The sequence below is a fragment of the Achromobacter kerstersii genome, from assembly GCF_902859595.1.
Classification (GTDB): Bacteria; Pseudomonadota; Gammaproteobacteria; order Burkholderiales; family Burkholderiaceae_B; genus Achromobacter; species Achromobacter kerstersii.
On the sequence record NZ_CADIJQ010000021.1, the window covers coordinates 17,889 to 37,536 of the forward strand.

The 19,648-nt window shown below is 64.8% G+C and carries 17 protein-coding genes; 6 read left to right on the forward strand and 11 right to left on the reverse strand.

Going from position 1 to position 19,648, the window contains the following annotated elements:
• Positions 1-57: 57 nt before the first annotated feature.
• Complete coding sequence (locus HV765_RS30990; RefSeq protein WP_054423273.1) at positions 58-951, reverse strand: LysR family transcriptional regulator; 894 nt, start codon at positions 949-951, stop codon at positions 58-60.
• 215 nt (positions 952-1,166) lie between these two features.
• Between HV765_RS30990 and HV765_RS30995 the strand changes: the two genes are divergently transcribed.
• Genes HV765_RS30995 through HV765_RS31020 form a run of 6 tightly spaced genes read left to right on the forward strand, consistent with a single transcriptional unit; the run spans position 1,167 to position 6,103 of the window.
• Positions 1,167-1,841 carry an RraA family protein gene (locus tag HV765_RS30995; RefSeq protein WP_175172074.1) on the forward strand — a complete coding sequence of 225 codons (675 nt, stop codon included), beginning with the start codon at positions 1,167-1,169 and terminating at the stop codon, positions 1,839-1,841.
• Positions 1,838-3,055, forward strand: a complete 1,218-nt coding sequence (locus tag HV765_RS31000) for an aminotransferase class I/II-fold pyridoxal phosphate-dependent enzyme (RefSeq protein WP_175172075.1) — start codon at positions 1,838-1,840, stop codon at positions 3,053-3,055. The genes HV765_RS30995 and HV765_RS31000 overlap by 4 nt, the downstream gene beginning before the upstream one ends.
• Before the next feature lie 49 nt (positions 3,056-3,104).
• Positions 3,105-3,932, forward strand: coding sequence for an ABC transporter substrate-binding protein (locus HV765_RS31005; protein ID WP_054423374.1), 828 nt, complete (start codon positions 3,105-3,107; stop codon positions 3,930-3,932).
• 28 nt (positions 3,933-3,960) lie between these two features.
• The gene (locus HV765_RS31010; RefSeq protein WP_054423276.1) at positions 3,961-4,662 is read left to right on the forward strand and encodes an amino acid ABC transporter permease; all 702 of its coding nucleotides are present in this window, start codon (positions 3,961-3,963) and stop codon (positions 4,660-4,662) included.
• A 2-nt stretch (positions 4,663-4,664) separates the two neighbouring features.
• The gene (locus HV765_RS31015) at positions 4,665-5,381 is read left to right on the forward strand and encodes an amino acid ABC transporter permease (protein ID WP_175172077.1); all 717 of its coding nucleotides are present in this window, start codon (positions 4,665-4,667) and stop codon (positions 5,379-5,381) included.
• Positions 5,378-6,103, forward strand: a complete 726-nt coding sequence (locus tag HV765_RS31020) for an amino acid ABC transporter ATP-binding protein (RefSeq protein ID WP_054423278.1) — start codon at positions 5,378-5,380, stop codon at positions 6,101-6,103. The genes HV765_RS31015 and HV765_RS31020 overlap by 4 nt, the downstream gene beginning before the upstream one ends.
• Before the next feature lie 943 nt (positions 6,104-7,046).
• On the opposite strand, the gene HV765_RS31025 is transcribed toward HV765_RS31020, so the two are convergent.
• The 10 genes from HV765_RS31025 to HV765_RS31070 all read right to left on the reverse strand — a co-directional run bounded on the left by HV765_RS31025 (position 7,047) and on the right by HV765_RS31070 (position 19,200).
• Entirely contained in the window at positions 7,047-7,880 is an 834-nt protein-coding gene (locus HV765_RS31025; protein WP_175172079.1) for a symmetrical bis(5'-nucleosyl)-tetraphosphatase, read from the reverse strand.
• On the reverse strand, positions 7,877-9,055 hold the full coding sequence (lptG, locus tag HV765_RS31030; protein ID WP_175172081.1) for an LPS export ABC transporter permease LptG: 1,179 nt from the start codon (positions 9,053-9,055) through the stop codon (positions 7,877-7,879). Before lptG ends, HV765_RS31025 begins: the two co-directional genes overlap by 4 nt.
• 90 nt (positions 9,056-9,145) lie before the next feature.
• Positions 9,146-9,871, reverse strand: a complete 726-nt coding sequence (gene mtgA / locus HV765_RS31035; protein WP_054428165.1) for a monofunctional biosynthetic peptidoglycan transglycosylase — start codon at positions 9,869-9,871, stop codon at positions 9,146-9,148.
• 5 nt (positions 9,872-9,876) lie between these two features.
• On the reverse strand, positions 9,877-10,740 hold the full coding sequence (gene aroE / locus HV765_RS31040; RefSeq protein ID WP_175172082.1) for a shikimate dehydrogenase: 864 nt from the start codon (positions 10,738-10,740) through the stop codon (positions 9,877-9,879).
• On the reverse strand, positions 10,737-11,633 hold the full coding sequence (locus HV765_RS31045) for a TonB family protein (RefSeq protein WP_175172083.1): 897 nt from the start codon (positions 11,631-11,633) through the stop codon (positions 10,737-10,739). Before HV765_RS31045 ends, aroE begins: the two co-directional genes overlap by 4 nt.
• Positions 11,634-11,787: 154 nt before the next feature.
• Positions 11,788-12,876, reverse strand: coding sequence for an ABC transporter ATP-binding protein (locus HV765_RS31050; RefSeq protein ID WP_175172084.1), 1,089 nt, complete (start codon positions 12,874-12,876; stop codon positions 11,788-11,790).
• On the reverse strand, positions 12,869-14,647 hold the full coding sequence (locus HV765_RS31055; protein ID WP_054428168.1) for an ABC transporter permease: 1,779 nt from the start codon (positions 14,645-14,647) through the stop codon (positions 12,869-12,871). The genes HV765_RS31050 and HV765_RS31055 overlap by 8 nt, the downstream gene beginning before the upstream one ends.
• A 152-nt stretch (positions 14,648-14,799) precedes the next feature.
• Complete coding sequence (locus HV765_RS31060) at positions 14,800-15,897, reverse strand: ABC transporter substrate-binding protein (RefSeq protein ID WP_054428169.1); 1,098 nt, start codon at positions 15,895-15,897, stop codon at positions 14,800-14,802.
• Between the two features lie 158 nt (positions 15,898-16,055).
• Positions 16,056-18,542, reverse strand: coding sequence for a sensor histidine kinase (locus HV765_RS31065; protein ID WP_175172085.1), 2,487 nt, complete (start codon positions 18,540-18,542; stop codon positions 16,056-16,058).
• Positions 18,529-19,200, reverse strand: a complete 672-nt coding sequence (locus HV765_RS31070) for a response regulator transcription factor (RefSeq protein ID WP_054428171.1) — start codon at positions 19,198-19,200, stop codon at positions 18,529-18,531. Before HV765_RS31070 ends, HV765_RS31065 begins: the two co-directional genes overlap by 14 nt.
• Positions 19,201-19,648 lie beyond the last annotated feature (448 nt).

A 19,648-nucleotide genomic window follows, 5' to 3' on the forward strand; every position in this document is an offset into this window, starting at 1 on the left:
GGGTGGCGCGCAGCGCGCACTGCCTTGCGCTTGGCGATCTGTTGCGCGCCATCCGGGTTATAGGGCGGCGCCCGAAAATTCGCAGCAGCTCTCGGCTAGCTCGGCCACGCTTTCGCAGAAGGCCACGTCCGCGTCTCGGCGGAACATTGCGCTGTACATGGATTGCGGGGGCGCGGTGCTGGTTCTGGCGATCACCAATTGCTTCTTGCTGACCATGTCTGCGAAGTAATCGCGGGGCAGGCAGCTCACGCCGAAACCCGCTGCGGTCAGGCCTGCCATTGCGATCAGGCTGTTGATCGTGAAGATGTTGCTGTCGGGATGATGCGGGCGCAGCCAGCCGTCGTAGATCATGTTCAGGCCCGACTCCCGGCTTTGCCGCAGCAGCGGTAAGCGCGCGATATCGGCCGGGGTGTAGATGCGGCTGGCGTCGATCATGTCGGGGCTGCCCATCCAGGCGAATTCCAGGCGCTGCAACGCTACCACCTGCAAGTTTGGTTCGGCGAATTCGCCGTGCAGAAATGCCATGTCTAACTGTCCGGCCTGCAAACGCTTGAGCAAGTCTGCGCCCAGGTCGATGTGCGGTTCCAGTGTGATGCGCGGGTAGTGCGCGCGCAGCAGGCGGATCAGGGCGGGCAGCCAGGTCATGGCGGTGATTTCGGTGATGCCGAAACGGAAGGTGCCGGTCAGCGTGTGCTGGCCTTTCAGGCGGACCAGCAGGCGGTCGCGGTGGCCCAGCATTTCTTCGGCCAGCGCGTAGACCTCGTGGCCGCGTGCGGTGAGTTCGGCGCGGTGGCCCGAGCGGTCGAATAGCGCGATGTCAAAGTCCGCCTCAAGTTCCTGGATGCGTTTGGTGATGGCGGATTGCGTCGTGTGCAGCTTCTGCGCCGACGCCGAAAACGTGCCCAGGCGCACCGTCCAATACAGGGCTTCGATTTGCTTGAAAGTCAGCATGCGGCGCGTGCGTTCTTGGTGAGGTTCATTCCGAAATTTCCGTTTAGGGCTAACCCTTATATTCCAAAAGGAGATATAGCTCGTGGAAATTTAATCCCTTTTTCCGAAATGGAAAAGCTCGCAACATGGCATCTGACTCATCCCCCGGCCGGCCGGGGCCTGCGAAAACGTAGCGGGCTTGCGGCGGCATTCGACTCAGGAATTTGCAGATCGTCATGGCCAATATTCTTACCGGCGCCCGCCAACTGCCCGCAGCCCCCGTCGCTCCCGCCGCCATCCTTGAAGCGTTGGCCGGCATTGTCACGCCGCACCTTAGCGACAACCTTGCACGCCGCGAAGGCATCTCGGGTCTGCGCCGCTATAACGGCAGCGGCAAGCTCGTGGGCACGGCGCTCACGGTCAAGACCCGCCCGGGCGACAACCTGATGATCTACAAGGCCATGATGCAGATTCAGCCCGGCCATGTGCTGGTGGTGGATGCGGGCGGTGACTTGTCCAACGCGGTGTTGGGCGAAATCATGAAGCGCTATCTGCAAATCCACGGTTGCGCTGGCGTGGTGGTTGACGGGGCGATTCGCGACGTTGCCGCCTTCGAAGCCGACAGCTTTCCCTGCTATGCGCGCGGCCACATCCATCGCGGCCCGTACAAAGACGGCCCCGGCGAAGTCAACGTGCCGGTGTCCATCGGCGGCCAGGTGATTCTGCCGGGTGACATCGTGGTGGGTGATGAAGACGGGCTGGTCAGCTTTCCGGCGTCTGAAGCGGAAGGCCTGATCGCCGCGGCGCATGCGCATGCCGCGAAGGAAGAACGCATCATGGCCGAGATCGCCAACGGCGATAAGACGCAAAGCTGGATGCAAGCCGCGTTTGCCGCCAAGGGGCTGGCATGAGCGCCGTTGATACCGCTTTTCTGGCCGAACGCGCCCGCGCCATCAAGCCGTCGCCCAGCATGGCGGCCAAGACGCGCGTGGACCAATTGCGAGCCGAAGGCCGAGACATTGTCGACTTCACCGTGGGCGAACCCGACCTGCCCACGCCCGCGCACATCGTGCAGGCCGGCATCGACGCGCTCAATAGCGGCGACATCCGCTACACCGCATCGGCGGGCGCCAAGCCCTTGCTGGAAGCGGTGCGCGCCAAGTTCCAGCGCGAGAACGGGCTGGACTATGGCCTGGACCAGCTCATCGTGGGCGTGGGCGCCAAGCAGCTGATCTTTACCGCGCTGGCCGCCACCGTGCAGGCCGGCGACGAAGTCATCATCCCCGCGCCGTACTGGGTGTCTTACCCGGACATGGTGCTGGTCAACGACGGCACGCCCGTGGTGCTGGCCTGCCCCGAGTCCGACGGCTTCAAGCTCACGCCACAGGCGCTGGACGCCGCCATCACGCCGCGCACGAAATGGGTGCTGCTGAACACGCCCAGCAATCCGACCGGCGCGATGTATGACGCCGCCGAATTGCGTGCGCTGGGCGAGGTGCTGGCGCGCCATCCGCACGTGTGGCTGATGACCGATGAAATCTACGAACACTTGGCTTACGGCGACGTGCGCCACGTGTCGCCCGCCGCCGTCGTGCCTGCGCTGGCGGAACGCACGCTGACCATCAACGGCGTGTCCAAGGCCTACGCGATGACGGGCTGGCGCCTGGGTTACGCGGGCGGGCCGAAGGCATTGGTGAAGGCCATGGCCACATTGATTTCGCAAAGCACCAGCTGCGTCAGCGCCATCAGCCAGCAGGCCGCGCGCGTGGCGCTGACGGCCGACCAGCAATGCGTGACGGACGCCGCCGCCGTGTTCCACCAGCGCCGCGACCGCATCGTTGCGCTGCTGAACGCGGTGCCGGGCATCCGCTGCCCGCTGCCGCAGGGCGCGTTCTATGTCTATCCGTCGGTTGACGGTTTGCTGGGCAAGCGCACACCCGCCGGCCGCGCGTTGCAGAGCGATCTGGACGTGGTGATGTATTTGCTGGACGAGGCCGGCGTTGCGGTGCTGGACGGCGCGGCGTATGGCTTGTCGCCCTATTTGCGCCTGAGCTTTGCGACGTCGATGGAGAACATCGAAGAAGGTTGCCGCCGCATCCACGAGGCTTGCGCGGCGCTGCGTTGATCGCCGATTTTGTTGGCAGTACCCATACCTATATTCCAAGGGAATGACCATGAAGACCACCATCGCTTCTTTCGTTGCCGCCGTCGGCCTGGCCGCCACGCTGGCACCCGCCGCGCATGCAGACACCGTGCAAGACATCAAGGCGCGCGGCAAATTCATCTGCGGCACCATGGGCACCGCCGAGCCCTTCAGCTTCCAAGACCCCAAGACCCGCGCCATCGTCGGTTATGAAGTCGACATGTGCCAGGCCGTGGCCGACAGCCTGGGCGTGCCGCTGGAATTGAAATTGATCGCCGTTGAAGCCCGCATTCCAGAGCTGATCGCGGGCCGGGTTGACCTGGTGGCGGCGAATCTGGGCTGGAGCCCGGAACGCGCGCAGCAGATCGATTACTCGCACCAACACTTCGTCAGCCTGCAAAAAATCTTGGCGCGCGATTCCGAGAAAGACCTGAAGGCGCCCGCCGACCTGGCCGGCAAGCGCGTGAGCGCCGTGCGCGGTTCGTCGTCGGAGCAGGGCGCGCGCAAGAACATTCCGAACGTCGACCCCGTCACGTTCAAAGACCCCAGCGGTGCCTTCCTGGCCCTGCAACAAGGCAAGGTCAGCGGTTTCGTTGGGTCGGAGCTGATGCTGGTGAAGCTGCAACATCAAGCCGCCACGAGCGCCGTGCCCGTCAAGATTCTGGAGCCAGCGCTCTTCGTTGAACCCTGGGGCATGGGCGTGCGCAAGGGCGACACCGCGATGCTGAATCAGGTGAACAAGGTGCTGGACGGCATGGAAGCGTCGGGCCAGGCCACCAAGGTGTTCGACAAGTGGTTTGGCGCCGGCACGCAGTTCAACATGAAGCGCGACTTCCGCATCGAAGCCATCAAGGGTTGACGCGCGACACGCGCTGGAGCCTGCTTCGATGCATTACGTCTTCGACTTCAGCGCCATTTTCCAGGGCGAGTACCCGACATGGCTGCTCAGGGGGTTCATCACCACCCTGGCGCTGGCGGGGCTTTCCTGGATTCTGGCGTTCTCTGTAGGCAGCCTGCTGGCGGTGATCCGCCTGACGGGCTCGCCCGTGGCCAACGGGGTGATCGCGGTGTATGTCGCGTTTCACCGCAACGTGCCCATGCTGGTGCACATCCTCTTCTGGTACTTCGGCGTGCCGGCGTTGCTGCCGCAACCTATCACCGACTGGCTCAACAGCCATGGCAGTGAATTCATCATGTCGTGCATCGCGATCTCGCTGGTGATGTCGGCCTATATCTGCGAAGACCTGCGCAGCGCCGTGCGCGGTATTCCGCCGGGGCAGGTCGAGGCGTCGCGGGCGTTGGGCCTGAGCTTCATGCAGACGATGCGCAAGGTCATTCTGCCGCAGGCGTTTCGCATCGCGATTCCGCCGCTGTTGAACCAGACCTTGCTGCTGTTGAAGAACACCAGCCTGGCCATGGCTATTGGCGTCACCGAATTGACGGCGGCCGGGCGCGAAGTCGAGAACTACACGTTCCGCACGTTCGAGGCCTATGCCGTGGTGACGGTCATCTACCTGGTGTTGTCGTTCATCATCATGGGCGGAGGTGCGCTCTTGCAACGACGTTACCGTCCGCTGGGGGCGCGCTGATCATGTGGGACATTCTGAAAGACAACTGGCTGTTGCTGCTGATCGGGCAGTATCCGCACGGGCCGGTGGGCGGTCTTGTCGCCACCTTGGGGCTGGCCGCGATCAGCCTGGCGCTGGCGCTGCCTTGCGGCGTGCTGCTGGCGTTGGGCCGCATCAGCCCGTACCGGATCTTCTACTGGCCGTCGTCCGCCGTGGTGTATCTGGTGCGCGGGCTGCCGCTGCTGATGTTCATCTTCTGGGCGTACTTCTTTGTGCCGCTGATCATCGGCCGGCCCGTTGCCGGCACGACGACGATGGTGGTGGCGCTGGTGTGCTACGAAAGCGCGTATCTGGCGGAGATCATCCGCGCCGGCATCCAGGCGCTGCCCCCCGGCCAGCAGGAGGCCAGCCGCGCGCTGGGGCTGTCGTACATGCAGACGATGCGGCGCGTGATCTTGCCGCAGGCGCTCTACAACATGCTGCCCAGCATGCTTAGCCAGTTTGTGTCGACGGTGAAGGAAACGTCGCTGGCGTATGTGATCAGCGTGCAAGAGCTGACGTACGCGGCGAACCAGATCAACAGCGTGTTGCTCACCAAGCCGTTCGAGGTGTTCGGCTTGCTGGCGATGACGTATTTCATTCTGAATTTTGGCCTGAGTTCATTGGTGCACCTGACCGAACGGCGTATCGGCAGACGGCGCGCCGGGCTTCTGGCCACTCCTAAAGTGGTGCCGACATGATCCGATTTTCACAAGTGCAGAAGTGGTACGGCGATTACCAGGCGCTGGCCGACGTGACCGAAGCCGTCAAGCAGGGCGAGGTGGTGGTGGTGTGCGGGCCATCAGGGTCGGGAAAGTCGACGCTGATCCGTACGGTGAACCGCCTGGAGCCTATTCAGAAAGGCGTGATCGAGGTGAACGGGCAGGATATTTATGGCCCGAAGGTGCACCTGGATCAACTGCGCAGCCACATCGGTTTCGTGTTCCAGCAGTTCAATCTGTTCCCGCATCTGTCGGTGGTGGAAAACCTGATGCTGGCGCCGCTGCAACTCAAACGCGCTCGCCGCCCGGAAGCCCGTGAACGCGCGATGCAGTTGTTGGAGCGTGTGGGCTTGTCACACAAGGCCGAGGCCTATCCCGCGCAGCTGTCAGGCGGCCAGCAACAGCGCGTGGCGATCGCCCGCGCCCTGGCGATGAACCCGCCGGTGATGCTGTTCGACGAGCCGACCAGCGCGCTGGACCCCGAGATGGTGGGGGAAGTGCTTCAGGTGATGAAGGGCTTGGCAAAGGACGGCATGACGATGGTGTGCGTGACACACGAAATGGGGTTCGCGCGTGAAGTCGCGGACAGAGTGTGGTTCATGGATGCGGGGAGGATTGTGGAGACGGGGGCGCCGGAGGAGTTTTTTAGTCGGCCGGGGACGGAGAGGGCTCGGAAGTTTTTGGCTGAGATTCGGCATTGAGGTTTTGGTGTTGTGGCCGGGTTGGTTCTTGAGACGCCCGTGAGGCCGGGGGCCTGGGGTGCGCGGGGCAACGATTGCGGTCCGGAGCCTTCGCTCCGGACTTCCCCCTTGTCATCTTCGTCACCCGCCGTTGGCGGGTTCCTTCAGATTCCCTCGGGCTTATCGACGCCCCGCGCACCCCAGGCCCCCGGCCTCACGGGCTCGGTCAGTTGAAATCTGACGTCAACTGGGGAGATTGGTGTTCTTAGGGCTCCGCTCCACAGTTTTGGGTGGTGGAAGATTTTGCGGGGCCCGCTCCAGGCCGGCCGCGCGGGCGGCCTTTTGGAGCTTACGCGTCGTGGTGCGTCGTCGCGATGCTCGCTTCGCGTGTGGCGGGGTTGTTTGGGCTCTTCTCGATGGTTCGCCGCGCCTCATCCATCCTACGAACGATGACCGCCACTTGAACTCCAGTGCGGTGGCGCGCGACGGGTCGGCATGCGCAAGGCAGTGGCGGACGCGCGCCACCCCTTTACCTCCCCCCAAATTCGCGGAGGCCATTAGAAAGCCACTCTCCACATTCGCGAAAGCGACCACCGCGCACACGACCACCAGTGCGTATGCCGAGTAAGGCCGCCCGCGCGGCCGCCACTCGGCGGGCCCCGGAGCACTCGTGACTAAGGCACACCCTAGCAGCGCAACGACCCAAGACAACGGCAGCCCGTCGGCGCGGTGGCCCTGACTGCGCGCAACCTCGATGCGCCCGAGGGAATCTGAAGGGAAGGCCGTAGGCCTGGACGAAGATGACGAAGGGGGAGTCCGGAGCGAAGGCTCCGGACCGCAATCGTGGGCGCGCGCAGTCAGGGCCACTGCGACGATGGGCGACCTACGAAGATCGCCACCCGCCCCAAGAACTCAGCAACTCAGTAACTCACGACCCCCAAGGCCGCAGCAAAAAAACCACCCGTCATTCAGACATCGGATTCTGAAACTGCGAACACTTCACCTGCACGAGTTTTCGATCCTGCAATCTCAGCGCCGTCAACGCTCCCCCCCACACGCACCCGGTATCCAGGCAGATCACGTCCGGCCGTTGCAACAGGCCCAGCGTTGACCAATGGCCGAATACGGTTGTGATGTCGCGGGTGGCGCGGTTCGGGACGTCGAACCACGGGACCAGGCCTTGCGGCCAGGCGCCCGGGGCGACCTTGGTTGCGAACTCCATGTGGCCGTTCGGCGTGCAAAGGCGAATGCGCGTCAGCGTATTGATGATCACCCGCATCCGCTTGCCGCCCTTGTGGTCTTCCTTCCACGTGGACGGCTCGTTGCCGTACATCTTTTGCAGCGCCTTCTGCCAGTTCGGGCCGCGCAGCGCGTCCTGGACTTCGCCGGCCAGTGACAGCGTCTTGGCGACGTCCCACTTGGCCAGCGTACCGGCGTGTACCAACAGGTGGCCCTGCTCGAAATGCGCCAGCGGGCGAAAGCGCAGCCAGTTGATCAGGTCGGCCGCGTCCGGCGCGCGAAGAATGTCTTCGAGCGTGTCCGATTTGGACGGCTTGCGCACCCCGGCTGCGGCGGCCAGCAGGTGCAGGTCGTGGTTGCCCAGCACGGTTGTCGCGCGGTCACCCAGGTCGATGATGCGACGCAGGGTTTCCAGCGACTGCGGGCCACGGTTGACCAGGTCCCCGGCGAACCAGAAGCGCGACTTCGGGTCGCCGACCAGATCGGGGTGGGACAGCAAGCGATCCAGCGGCGAGCAGCATCCCTGCACGTCGCCGATCATCCAGATACTGCCGTTCATGCGGGACTTTTGCTCCAAGGCCAACGTTGTTGGACGATACGGGAAATGGTGTGGCGGTATTCCATATAGCTCATGGCGGCCAGCGCCAAGGACATGGCCCCGATGTTCGGGCCCAGGGCGGTCAGCCAGGGCGGCCACTTACCCAACATGCCGACGTTCAGCGCCAGCTGGTTCAGCATGAAGAAGCCCACGCCCAACAAAATGCCGATGAAGACCTTGGCGCCCACGCCACCGCGGCGGGTTTGCATCAGTCCGATGGGGGCGGCAATCGTGATCATCACCAGCAGCGTGAACGGATACGCCAGTTTGCGCCACAGGGCGACAACCTGTCGACCATATTGCAGTTGGTTGTCGCGCAAATACTCCACATAGTCCAGCAGCGTGACGATGGACATGCGTTCCGGGGTCAGCACGCGGGCCAAGAGGCGTTCGGCGCTGAGGGTGGTGTCGATGGTGCGTTCTGGCACCTTCACAACGGAGGCGGGCGGGTTCTTGGGCGGGCGGGCGTTGGCCAGCGCTTCGGACGCATCCGCGTCCAGGCGGGTTTCCGAGACGTCTTTCAGCACCAGGTCGCCATGGGCGAACAGGCCCGTGGGCGCCGTGGACAACACCGACAGCGTCAGGTCTTTCTTGAATTCGTAAAGGGTGACACCCGCGACCTGGCCGTCGCCTTTCAGTTCGGCAATATTGATGATGCGCGTGCCGCCGTTGGACGTGGGTTCCTTGAACCAGTAGCCGCTTTTCAGGCGATCACCGCCGGCTTTGCCGCGGAACATCAGGTTGGCTTCGCCGGTTTTGATCTCGGCCCACGGGGTGACGTATTCGGACAGCAGCGCCGCCCCGATCATCAGCGGGATGGTGACGACCCACAGCATCCGCAAGAGCCGCATGCCGCTCACGCCCGAGACGCGCAGGATGACGAGTTCGTTACGTTGGGCAAGACCCGCCAGCGCCAGAATGGCGCCGATCAACAGCCCGATGGGCAGCAGGTCGTACAAGCGGGTGGGAATGGCCAGCGCCTGCATGTAGAGCAGGGCCATCATGGAGAACTTGTCGCCCACGTTGTCCAGGTCGTCCACCAGCGCGAAGAACGTGAAAAGGCCTAGCAGGGCCATTAGGACCACTGCACAAGAGCGATAGATCTCGCGGGCCAGGTAGCGACGTGCGGTACGCATGAAAAGGAAGGGGAGCGCTAAACGTGAAAGCTTAACAAATCCCGCCGGGTAGGGTGGAGGCGGCCGGACGGAAATGCCCGGTTTTGCGTGTCAGGGGATGTCAACCATCTGCATCCGGCGGGTCAGCACCCCGACGCGGGAGTTCAGGTAGTTGGAATTGCGGTGGCTGTCATAGAAGCGCGGGTTGGGCAGCATGGCCGCCAGCCGGGCGGACTGGCTGGCGCTGAGGTTGGCGGCCGAGGTGTTGTAGTAGTGCTTGGCCGCCGCCTGAGCGCCGAACACGCCAACGCCCCATTCCGCCACGTTCAGATACAGCTCCAGTATCCGTTCCTTGGTCATGACGTGCTCGATCATATACGTCAGCACCAGTTCCTGGCCCTTGCGGATGTAGCTGCGTGAGCTGGACAGGAACAGGTTCTTCGCCAACTGCTGCGTAATGGTCGAGCCGCCGCGCATCTTGCTGCGGCCCGCTTCTTCTTGGCGCTGGTTGTATTCCCAGGCCTTGCGGATGGCGTCCCATTCGATGCCGTCGTGCTCGGTGAAGTTGGAATCTTCCGACGCCACCACCGCGCGCTTCAGGTTGCGGCTGATTTTGTCATAGGGCGCCCATTCGTACTGAAGCTGAAAGCCGGGGTTGCCTTCGCGCAAGCGGGACCGCTCTTCGCGCATGATGGCGCTGCTGCCGGGGTCGCGGTAGTTGTACCAGACGACCTGTGCAAACAGCCAGAACTGGTAAAGCAGCACCGCGCACACCAGCGCCATCAGTACGCCGGTGATGGTCCGGAACCAGGATCGGCCCTTGCCGCGCGTCGCCATGCCGCTTAGCGTCCTGCCATGAGCGCCTCGCGCAGCGCCGCCAGCACGGGGGCCGGATCGGGCCGCACGCCGTGCCAGATCAGGAAGCTCTCGGCCGCCTGGCCCACCAGCATGCCCAGGCCGTCGGCGGTCAGCGCCGCGCCATCGGCGTCGGCCTGTTTCATGAAAGCGGTAGGTTGGGCGCCGTACATCATGTCGTAGGCAGCCGCGCCGTCGGCGTACAGGCCGGCGGGCAGGTCGGGGGCGGCGTCTTGCAGGCCGCTGGCCGTGGCGTTGATGACCAGGTTCCAACCGCCGGGCGTGGCGGCGTCGGTCAGCCCGCCCGCAGTGACTTGCGTCTGCGGCGATACGCCGGTGTCACGCCAGGCCTCGGCCAGTTCCAGCGCCTTGGCAGCGGTGCGGTTGACGATGTGGATGCGGGCGCAGCCGGCGTCGGCCAGCGGTTGCAACACGCCTCGGGCCGCGCCGCCCGCGCCCACCAGCAGCACGGACGCGCCGCTCAGGTGCACGCCCAGGCGCAGCAGGTCAGGCACCAGTCCGACGCCGTCGGTATTGCAGCCGTGCCAGGCGCCATCGCGCCACGACAACGTGTTGACGGCGCCCGCCAGGCGCGCGCGGGTGGACAGGCGGCCGGCGGCCAATGCGTAGGCTTCCAGCTTGAAAGGCACCGTGACATTCAAGCCCAGCCCGCCCTCAGCCACGAATGCGGCCACAGCGTCAGCAAAGCCGTCGACCGGCGCCAGCAGGCGCTCATAGCGCAGCGGTTTGCCGGTTTGCTTGGAAAACAGGTCGTGGATCTGAGGCGAGCGGCTGTGCGCAATGGGATTGCCGATGACGGCGTAGCGGGCAAGAGGGGGCGCCTCGGTCATGGGGCTTGTGTTTCCAGGGTGTCGTTAACGAAATGCCACGTGCGGGTGATGACCAGCACGTCCGTATCGCGGGCGATATCGGGGGGGAATGGGGGAAAAGGCGCGGCCAGCTGGACGATGCGGCGGGCGGCCTGGTTCAGCACCGCGTGCGGCGAGGGCTGGTCGATTTCAACGTTGGCGATACTGCCATCGGCGCGTACCGACACCGTGATGCGCAGCGACCCGTAAATGCGCCCGCGCGCCTCGTCCGGATAGTGCTGCGTGCCAACGGCTTCTATCCGGGTGCGCCAGGCATCCAGGTAGGCGGCGTAACGCGACGCTTCGGCCGACGGGGCCACGAACTGCTTGCGGGGTTCGGCGCTGTACTGCTGCACGCGCGCGGCCAGCGCGGCGACCTGGGCGTTTTGAATGACGCTGGCCTGATCCTGTGCGTCCTGGCCAAGATCAGCGCCGTCGGGCCAGGGGTTGACGGCCTGACGCTCGGCGCCGGCTTTCTCGGCCGACCGCAGCTGGGTCATCAGGCGGGCCTGTTCGGCTTCCAGCTGAACCTGCCGGCGGCGCATGGCTTCCAGCACGATGGTCTCGGCGGACGCGCCGGTCTGGGGCAGCGGGGTGGTGCTCATGCCGCGTTCGGCGTTGCCGCCGCCAGTCATCTGATTCTGCGCCTGCGCCCGGGGCGTCTCAGGCGGCGTCTCGCTGCGGGCGTTCAGCAGCACGACTTCCAGGCTGGTGACGGGCGGGCGGGTGAGCGCGGGCGCGCCAAAGCGCCACGCCAGCGCGCCGGCGTGCACCAACAGCGATATTGCGATGCCGATGCGCAGGTAGTGTTGGGCGGGAGCGCCCAGCCACCGCAGGTAACGGCTTAGCGGGGAGGGGGAATCAGGGCGTTGCACCGACGCATTGTAAGACGAGTCGGTGCTGCCGGGACATGCCAGCCAACGGCTTGTAACAGCTGTTGGACGGGAGCAGGGCGCGTCGTCGATGGAGGCGGGACGGCTCGGCGGGCGGCGCATGAAGGGTCATCCTCCAACGCGCCGCCGCGTGGGGTCAGGCCGTCTTGCGCGGAAAGACCCAGACCTTGCTGGCCGGCAAGGCCAGGCGGCAGGGGCCCGGCTCGCGGCCTTCGGGGCCATAGGCGCGCAGGGCCAGCGTGTGGGCGGGGTCTGCGTCCGGGGTGCGGAACAGGTATTCCCAGCGGTCGCCCAGGTACATGCTGGTCAAGAGCGGCATGTCCAGGTGGTTGCCGTCGGGGTCATCCGCCAGGCGCACCTGTTCAACGCGAATCACGGCGGTACCGTCCTGGCCCTGAGTCACGCCTTCGCCGGCCTTGCCCCACAACGCCCAGCCGCGGCCTTCGATGCGGGCCTGGCCGTCACGCACTTCCGTGACCTTGCCTTCCAGCCGGTTGTTGCTGCCCATGAACTCGGCCGTGAACAGCGTGGACGGCGAACCATACATTTCCTGCGGCGTGCCTTGCTGTTCGATCTTGCCGTTGTTCAGCAGCAGGATGCGGTCGGAAATGGCCATGGCTTCGCTTTGATCATGCGTCACCATCAGGGCCGACAGCCCCAGGCGGATGATCAGCTCGCGCAGGAACGCGCGCGCTTCTTCGCGCAGCTTGGCGTCCAGGTTGGACAGCGGCTCGTCCAGCAGGATGACGGGCGGGCTGTACACCAGCGCTCGGCCAATGGCCACGCGCTGTTGCTGGCCGCCTGACAGCGCGTGCGGATGGCGCTGGCCCAGCTTGCCCAGGCCCAGCTGGTCCAGCACGGCTTGCACGCGCTCGCGCACTTCGGCCGACGGCACCTTGCGCAGCTTCAGCGGGTAGGCCACGTTTTCAAACACGGTCTTGTGCGGCCACAACGCGTAAGACTGGAACACCAGCCCCAGGTTGCGTTCTTCGGCCGGAATTTCTTTGCGGGCGCCGCCGTCGTAGACGATGCGGTCGCCGATGGTGATACGGCCGCGCTTGGGGCCTTCCAGCCCGGCGACCGCGCGCAGCAAGGTCGTCTTGCCGCTGCCCGAGGGGCCAAGCAGCGACACCACTTCGCCCTGGCGCAGTTGCATCGACACGCCCTTGAGCACCGGGTTGTCGCCGTAGTCCAGGTGCAGGTCTTCTACAGAAAGCTCAATCATGAAGTTTGACTCCGAATCGCAGGGCGATGCCCAGGCCGATCACGACCAGAACGATATTGATGAAGGAAAGCGCAGCCACGATGTCGATGGCGCCCGAGGCCCACAGCGACACCAGCATGGAACCGATGGTTTCCGTGCCGGGCGACAACAGATAAACGCCGGTGGAATATTCACGCTCGAAGATCAGGAACATCAGCAGCCAGGAGCCGATCAGGCCGTACTTGGCCAGCGGCACCGTGACGTGGCGCGTGACCTGGCCCCGGCGCGCGCCCGCGCTGCGGGCGGCTTCTTCCAGTTCCGGTCCCACTTGCAGCAGGGTTGACGAGATCAGGCGCAGGCCATACGCCATCCAGACCACGGTGTAGGCGAGCCACACGCTGAAGATGGTGCTGCGCATGGCGCGCAGCCATTCAACGAAGTTCTCGCGCAGCCATTCGGCGAACGGCAGGGCCGACAGCCAGCCGTTTTCGTCCACGTCCAGCGCGTTGTCCAGCCACATCGGCACAAACAGGAACACCCACAAGAACGCCAGACCGGCCAACAGGCCCGGCACGGCGCGCGGCACCAGCACGCTGTAGTCCATGAAGCGCGTGACGTTGTCGGGCTTGCGGTGCATCGCCAGGCCCACGAACATGTAGCACATCACGGCCAGCGCGCCGCCAAACACCCCGATGGCGACCGAGTTCACGATGGCGCGGATCAGGTTGGGTTGGCCGAATACGGTGTGGAAGGCGTCCAGCGACAGCACGTCAAACAGCGACACGCCCATGCCCCAGTTGGACACGAACGCCCGCAGCAGCACGCCCAGCAGCGGCACCACGATCGTGACCAGCAGCCAGAACGCCACGACGGCGCCCGCCAGCCAGCGCCACTTGCCCAGCGGCAGCGGGCGTGCGCGCGAGGCCTTGCCCTTGACGGTGACAAAGCGGTTCGCGGTGCGCATCAGGCGGCGTTGCAGCATGACCAGCGGAATCGTCATGCAGATCAGGATCACGGCCACGGCCGCCATCAGGTGGTACGACGGAATGCCCAGCTTGTTGGTCAGCTTGTACAGGTAGGTGGCCAGCACCAGGTTGCCTTCCGGGTCGCCCAGCACCAGCACCAGGCCGAACACTTCCAGGCCCAGGAAGAACAGCAGCACGGTGGCGTACAGCATGGCCGGGCGCACCATCGGCAGGCTCACGGATACCATCACGCGCAGCGGCGATGCGCCGGCCACGCGGGCGGCTTCTTCCACGTCGGAACCCATGCTGCGCAGCGCCGACGAGATGTACAGGTAAGCGTGCGGCACGTGCGTCAGGCCGGCGATGATGACGATGCTGGTCAGCGAATACACGTTCCAGGGCACGAAGCCCAGGATGTTCTGCGCCCAGATCGAGAAGAAACCCACGGGGCCTGCGGCCACGACGTAGCCAAAGCCCAGCACCATGGGCGACACAAACACCGGCACCAGGATCAGCGGTTCGATCCAGCGGCGGCCGGGCAGGTCGGTGCGGATCATCAGGAAGGCCAGCATGCCGCCCAGCGGGATGGCGATGATGGCCAGCCCGAAGGCCAGGATGAAGCCGCTTCGCAGCGCCTTGTAGAAATCGGGGTCCGCGAAGATGAAGCGGAACGCGTCCAGGCTGAAGACCTTGGACGGGGCAAAGAAAGGCGCGGAGAGAAAGCTCTGGATGATGATGAACGACAGCGGCACGTAGATGGCCAATGCCGTAATCAACACCACCACGCCGCGCGGCAGGGACTGCCATTTTCTGCGCAATGACTGCATGGGGAAATCCTGTTGTCGAGAATGACGCGATGGTCGCGCCGCCCGGGTACGGGGGAACCCGCCCGGGGGGCGGTCAGGCGGACGGCGCCGTGCCGTCCGCTTACGCGTTGTGGCGGTTCAGAGCGGGCGCGCCGCTCTGAACCCGCGCGGCATTACTTGCCCGCTGCGGCGCGCCAGTCCTTGATGAACTGCAAACGCTTGTTCTGTTCCAGGTAGTCCAGCAGCGTTTCGTTGACCGGAATCGGCTTGAGCGAAGCGCCCAGTTTCTTGGTCATGCCGTCCACATCGTTGTCGCCTTCGATGTCGTCACGCACCGAGGCCAGATCGGCCTGGTTGGCCATGATTTCCTGGCCCTTCTGCGACAGCAGGTAATCCATCCACAGCTTGGCGGCGTTGCGGTTCTTGGACTTCTTGCTGATGAACGCCACGCGCGACAACACCAGCGCATAGTCGGTCGGGTAGGCCACGCCCAGCGACGGGTCCGACTTGGCGCGCGTTTCAGCGTACGAGCCCAGGATGTTGTAGCCGATCAGGTTTTCACCCGACGACACGCGTTCCATCATGGTGCCGGTGGACGACTGCACGATCAGGCCGCCCTTGGCGATGTCCTTGAGGGTCTCGAAGTACTTGGGGTCGTTGGCCTTGTCCTGCACGGCCAGCATGAAGCCCACGGCCGACTTCTCGATGTCGTAAGTCGTGACCTTGTTTTTGAACTTGTCCGGTTGGCTGGCGATCAGCTTGGCCAGCGCGCCGTGCGTGGTGGGCACTTCGTTGGCGGGAATCAGGCGCTTGTTGTAGATGAAGACGGCCGGTTCGTACGTGGTGCCGTAAGCCGAATCCTTCCAGACCGCCCAGGCCGGCAGCTTGCCGCTTTCCGGCGACTTGTATTGCAGGGCGTAGTCGGTGGCCAGCTTCAGCGCCGAGTCCATCGACGAGCTCCAGACGACGTCGCCGCTGCTGCCGCCCGCCGCCTGTTCGCTGATGTAGCGGTTGTAGAGCTCGGTGCTGTTCATGTCGTTGTATTCGACCTTCACGCCCGGGTACAACGCTTCGAAGCCCTTGATGATGGGGCCGGCGGCCTTGGTGTCGGTGGTCGAATAGATGACGACCTTGCCTTCCTTCTTGGCGCCGTCCAGGATCTTTTGGTAGTCGGCCGGATAACCCGCCGGCACGGCCTGCGCGAAGGCGCTGCCGGTGGCGATGGCGAATGCTGCGGCGCAGGCGGCCGCCAGTTGGGACTTGGCAAGCATGTGTTTGTCTCCGATTGGAATGGTCTGTAGCGGGATCTGGGTCCAGCCTGCGCCCATCTTAGGAGGCGGCGTCTGTCGTCGTCCTGTCATGGCGACAGGTAGCGGCTAGGGGTAATCCCTGGGCGCGAATGGCCGCGCCGCAGGGATAGCGCCATTGCTCAGGGCCGCTTCGGCGTATCCGTCACCAGCCGCACCCAGTTCTGCACGAAGCGCGAATGCCGCCGCTGGTCCAGCCCCACCAGCAAAGCCGGGCTCAGCACCACCGGCTGCACAATGCCTTGCGACCGCGCCAGCACCGCTTCGGACGTCCAGCGCCCGGGCGTGTCTTCCATGATGGAACCCAGCGCCGCGTGGCTGGAAGCCACCTGCTGGCCGGCGGGAGACAGCAGCCAGTCCACCAGCGCGCGCGCCAGGTCCGGGCTGGGGGCGCGCCGTGAAATCAGCACCGAACGCGCCAGCACCAGCACGTAGTCCTGCGGAAACACCACGCCGATCTTGCTGCCGTCCGCCTGGCGCGACAGCGCGTACGAACCCAGGATGTTGTAGCCAAGGTCCAGCTCATCGTTTTCGATGGCGTCCAGAATCTGCGCGCTGGTGGGCGATAGGCGCACGGCCACTTGGCCCATCGCATTGGCCAGCCCCCAGAAGTTGGATGACACCAGCTCGTCTTGCTCGGCCAGCAGATAACCCAGGCTGCTGGCGGCGATGTCATAGGTGCCGACGCGGCCTTGCAGCGTGGCTTGGTCGCGTTCCAACAGGCGCAGCAGGTCTTGCCGGGAGCGGGGCACGGTGGCTTCGGTGAAGCGTTTGGGGTTGTAGACGATGACGGCGGGTTCGAACGTGAAGCCGTAGACCTCGTTGCGCCAGACCGCCCACGACGGCAGCTTGGACGCGTAGGGTGACGCGTAGCTTTGCGCGTAACCGTCGTTGGCCAGCCGGATCTGCAAGTCCGATGCCGAACTCATCAGCACGTCGACGTTGGTCAGGCGCCCGTCGATGGTGGCTTCGTACAGATCGCGGCTGCTGATCTCGCGATACACCACCGTCACATCGGGCCGCAAAGATTGAAAGCCCTGAATCAGCGGCGCGACCACGGGCGTGTCGGTGGGGCCGGCGATGACCAGGGTGCGCGACGTGGGTTGCGGCGCGGGATAGCGCGTGACAATTTCGTCCAGTTCGGCGGCACGTACGTCCTGAGGTGCCGACACCAGCAGCAACGCCGCCGTGAGCGCCGCGCCCAGCCACGTCGCCAGATGGCGCCCTGCGGGCTGTTGTTGCAGCGGCAGGATGACGCGCGCCGACAAGCCGCCGCCCGGCCGGTCATGCAGCCATAGCGACCCGCCATGCGCCATCGCCACCGAACGCACGATGGCCAGGCCCAGCCCCGATCCGGGTTGAGATTCACCCGCTTTGCCGCGCGTGAAGCGCTGCTGCACGGCTTCTTTTTCGTCGTCCGAGATACCCGGCCCGCGATCCGACACCGTCAACGCCACGCGAAAGCCGGCAACAGGCGTGGCCTGAATATCCACGGTGCCATCCGGCGCATAGCGCAAGGCGTTGTCCACCAGATTGCGCAGCATCTCGCGCAAGGCGACGCGGTCACCGGCCAGGCGCGCGCGGCGGACGTCGGGCGCAATGTCGATGCGCAGCCGCTCGGCTTCCACCGGGCCGATACGGCGGCGGGTTTCGTTGATGGTTTCCGCTACCCCGACAGATTCGGGTGGCCCTTTGCCGAGCCGGTGCGTGATGGTGGCGTCCATCAGCAGCTGGTTGATCAGCTGGCTGGCGTGCGTGGCGTTCTGATGAATGCGGCCGATGCGCTCGCGCAGCCGCTTGGGGTCGGTTTCGTCCAGCGCCACTTCTGCTTGCGCGCGCAGCGACGCGAGCGGTGTACGGACCTGATGCGTGGCGTCGGCCACCAACGTGTTCAAGGTATCCATGATGATGGAAAGGCGTTGCATGAAGGCGTTCAGCGCTTCGACCAGGCGGCGCACTTCGCGCGGCACCGGCGTGGTGACGGGCGTCAGGTCTTCAGGTGCGCGGGTGCGCAGTTCGCGTTCCAACACGGCCAACGGCGCAAACGCCCGTTGCACGCCGAACCACAACAGGCCCAGCGCCACCAGCGACACGACCAGCAGCGGCAACACGCCGCGCCCCAGGATTTCGTCGGCAAGTTCTTCGCGCGATCCCAAGGTTTCGGCGACCCGCACGGTGACCCAGCCGGCATGCTGGCTGGCCGACACCAGCCGCCCCACCGTGGCGACGCGCACGGGCTCGTCGTGATAAATGACGTAGGCGAACACGGGGGTTGCGGCTTGCGCCAGCGGCAGGTTGGGGGCCAGGTCGCCATAGCCGGTGATGAGCCGGCCATTGGAGGTGCGCGCTTCGTAGAACACGCGCTCGCCGCCCGACAACATGGCAAGCGACGACACGGGCGGTTCCACGGTGACGCCTTCGTCATCAATCTGCACGGACCCGGCGATGGTCAGCGCGGATGCGGCAAGCAGCCGGTCAAACGCCTGCTCGGCGGCGCGTTGCGCGTAGTCTCGCAGGAAGAACACCAGTCCGATCAGCGCGCAGGCCAGCAACACCACGCCAAGCGTGAAGACGCGGCGCCGGATCGAGGCGCTTTCAGGAATGCTCATGGCTGCGGGCCTGATAGCCAACGCCGCGCACGGTGACGATGTCGATCGACGCCCCTGCCAGCTTCTTGCGCAGCCGCGAGATCAACAGTTCCAGCGCATTGAGCGAGCCGTCGTCCAGGTCAAACAGCTGGTTCATCAGCCGTTCCTTGGCAACGGTTTGGCCGATGCGGCCCAAGAGGATTTCCAGCAAGCGGAATTCGCGCCGTCCCAGCTCCAGCGGCGCACCAGACAACATGACGCTGCGCCCGGCAAGGTCCAGGCTCAGGTTGCCGTAGGTGGTGGTGCTGCTGGTCTGCCCTGACGGCCGCCGCATCAGGGCGCGCAACCGCGCTTCGAGTTCGCGCAGGTCAAAGGGCTTGACGAGGTAGTCATCCGCGCCCAGGTCCAGCATGTCGATCTTGTCTTCAATTTCCGCCCGCGCGGTCATGACGAGCACCGGCGCTTCCAAGCCGGCTGCGCGCAATTCCCGAATCACGGTGAAGCCGTCTTTGCCAGGCAGATTGATATCCAGGACAAGCGCATCCCAGGTTTCGTCCAACCCCCACCGCAACGCCGCCAGCCCGTCATGCACCCACTGCACGCTATGGCCAGCGGAACGCAGCTTGCTTTCCACGGCATCGCCAAGATCAAGGTTGTCCTCGACCAGCAAAATGCGCATGTTGTTCCTCCGTGTCGTTTTGGTTTTTCGAGGAGTGTACGACGGGGGGTGCTGTGGCGTTGGGGTTTGGGTTCTTGAGACGCCCGTGGTGTCGGGGGCCTGGGGTGCGCGGGGCAACGATTGCGGTCCGGAGCCTTCGCTCCGGACTGCCCCCTTGTCATCCTCGTCCGCCTTCGGCTCCCTACGGATTCCCTCGGGCTTATCGACGCCCCGCGCACCCCAGGCCCCCGACACCACGGGCTCTGCCAGTTGCAATCTGACGTCAGCAGGCACGGTCAGCGTTCTTGAGGTTCTCTCCACGGGGATTGGGGTGGTGGAAGATCTTGCGGGGCCCGCTCCATGCCGGCTGTGGTGGTTTAATTTTGGTGGACACCCAGATAGGTTGAACCTAGGAGGTGAGTCATGACCAAGATAAAACGGCGTGCCTTTACGGCGGAGTTCAAGCTCG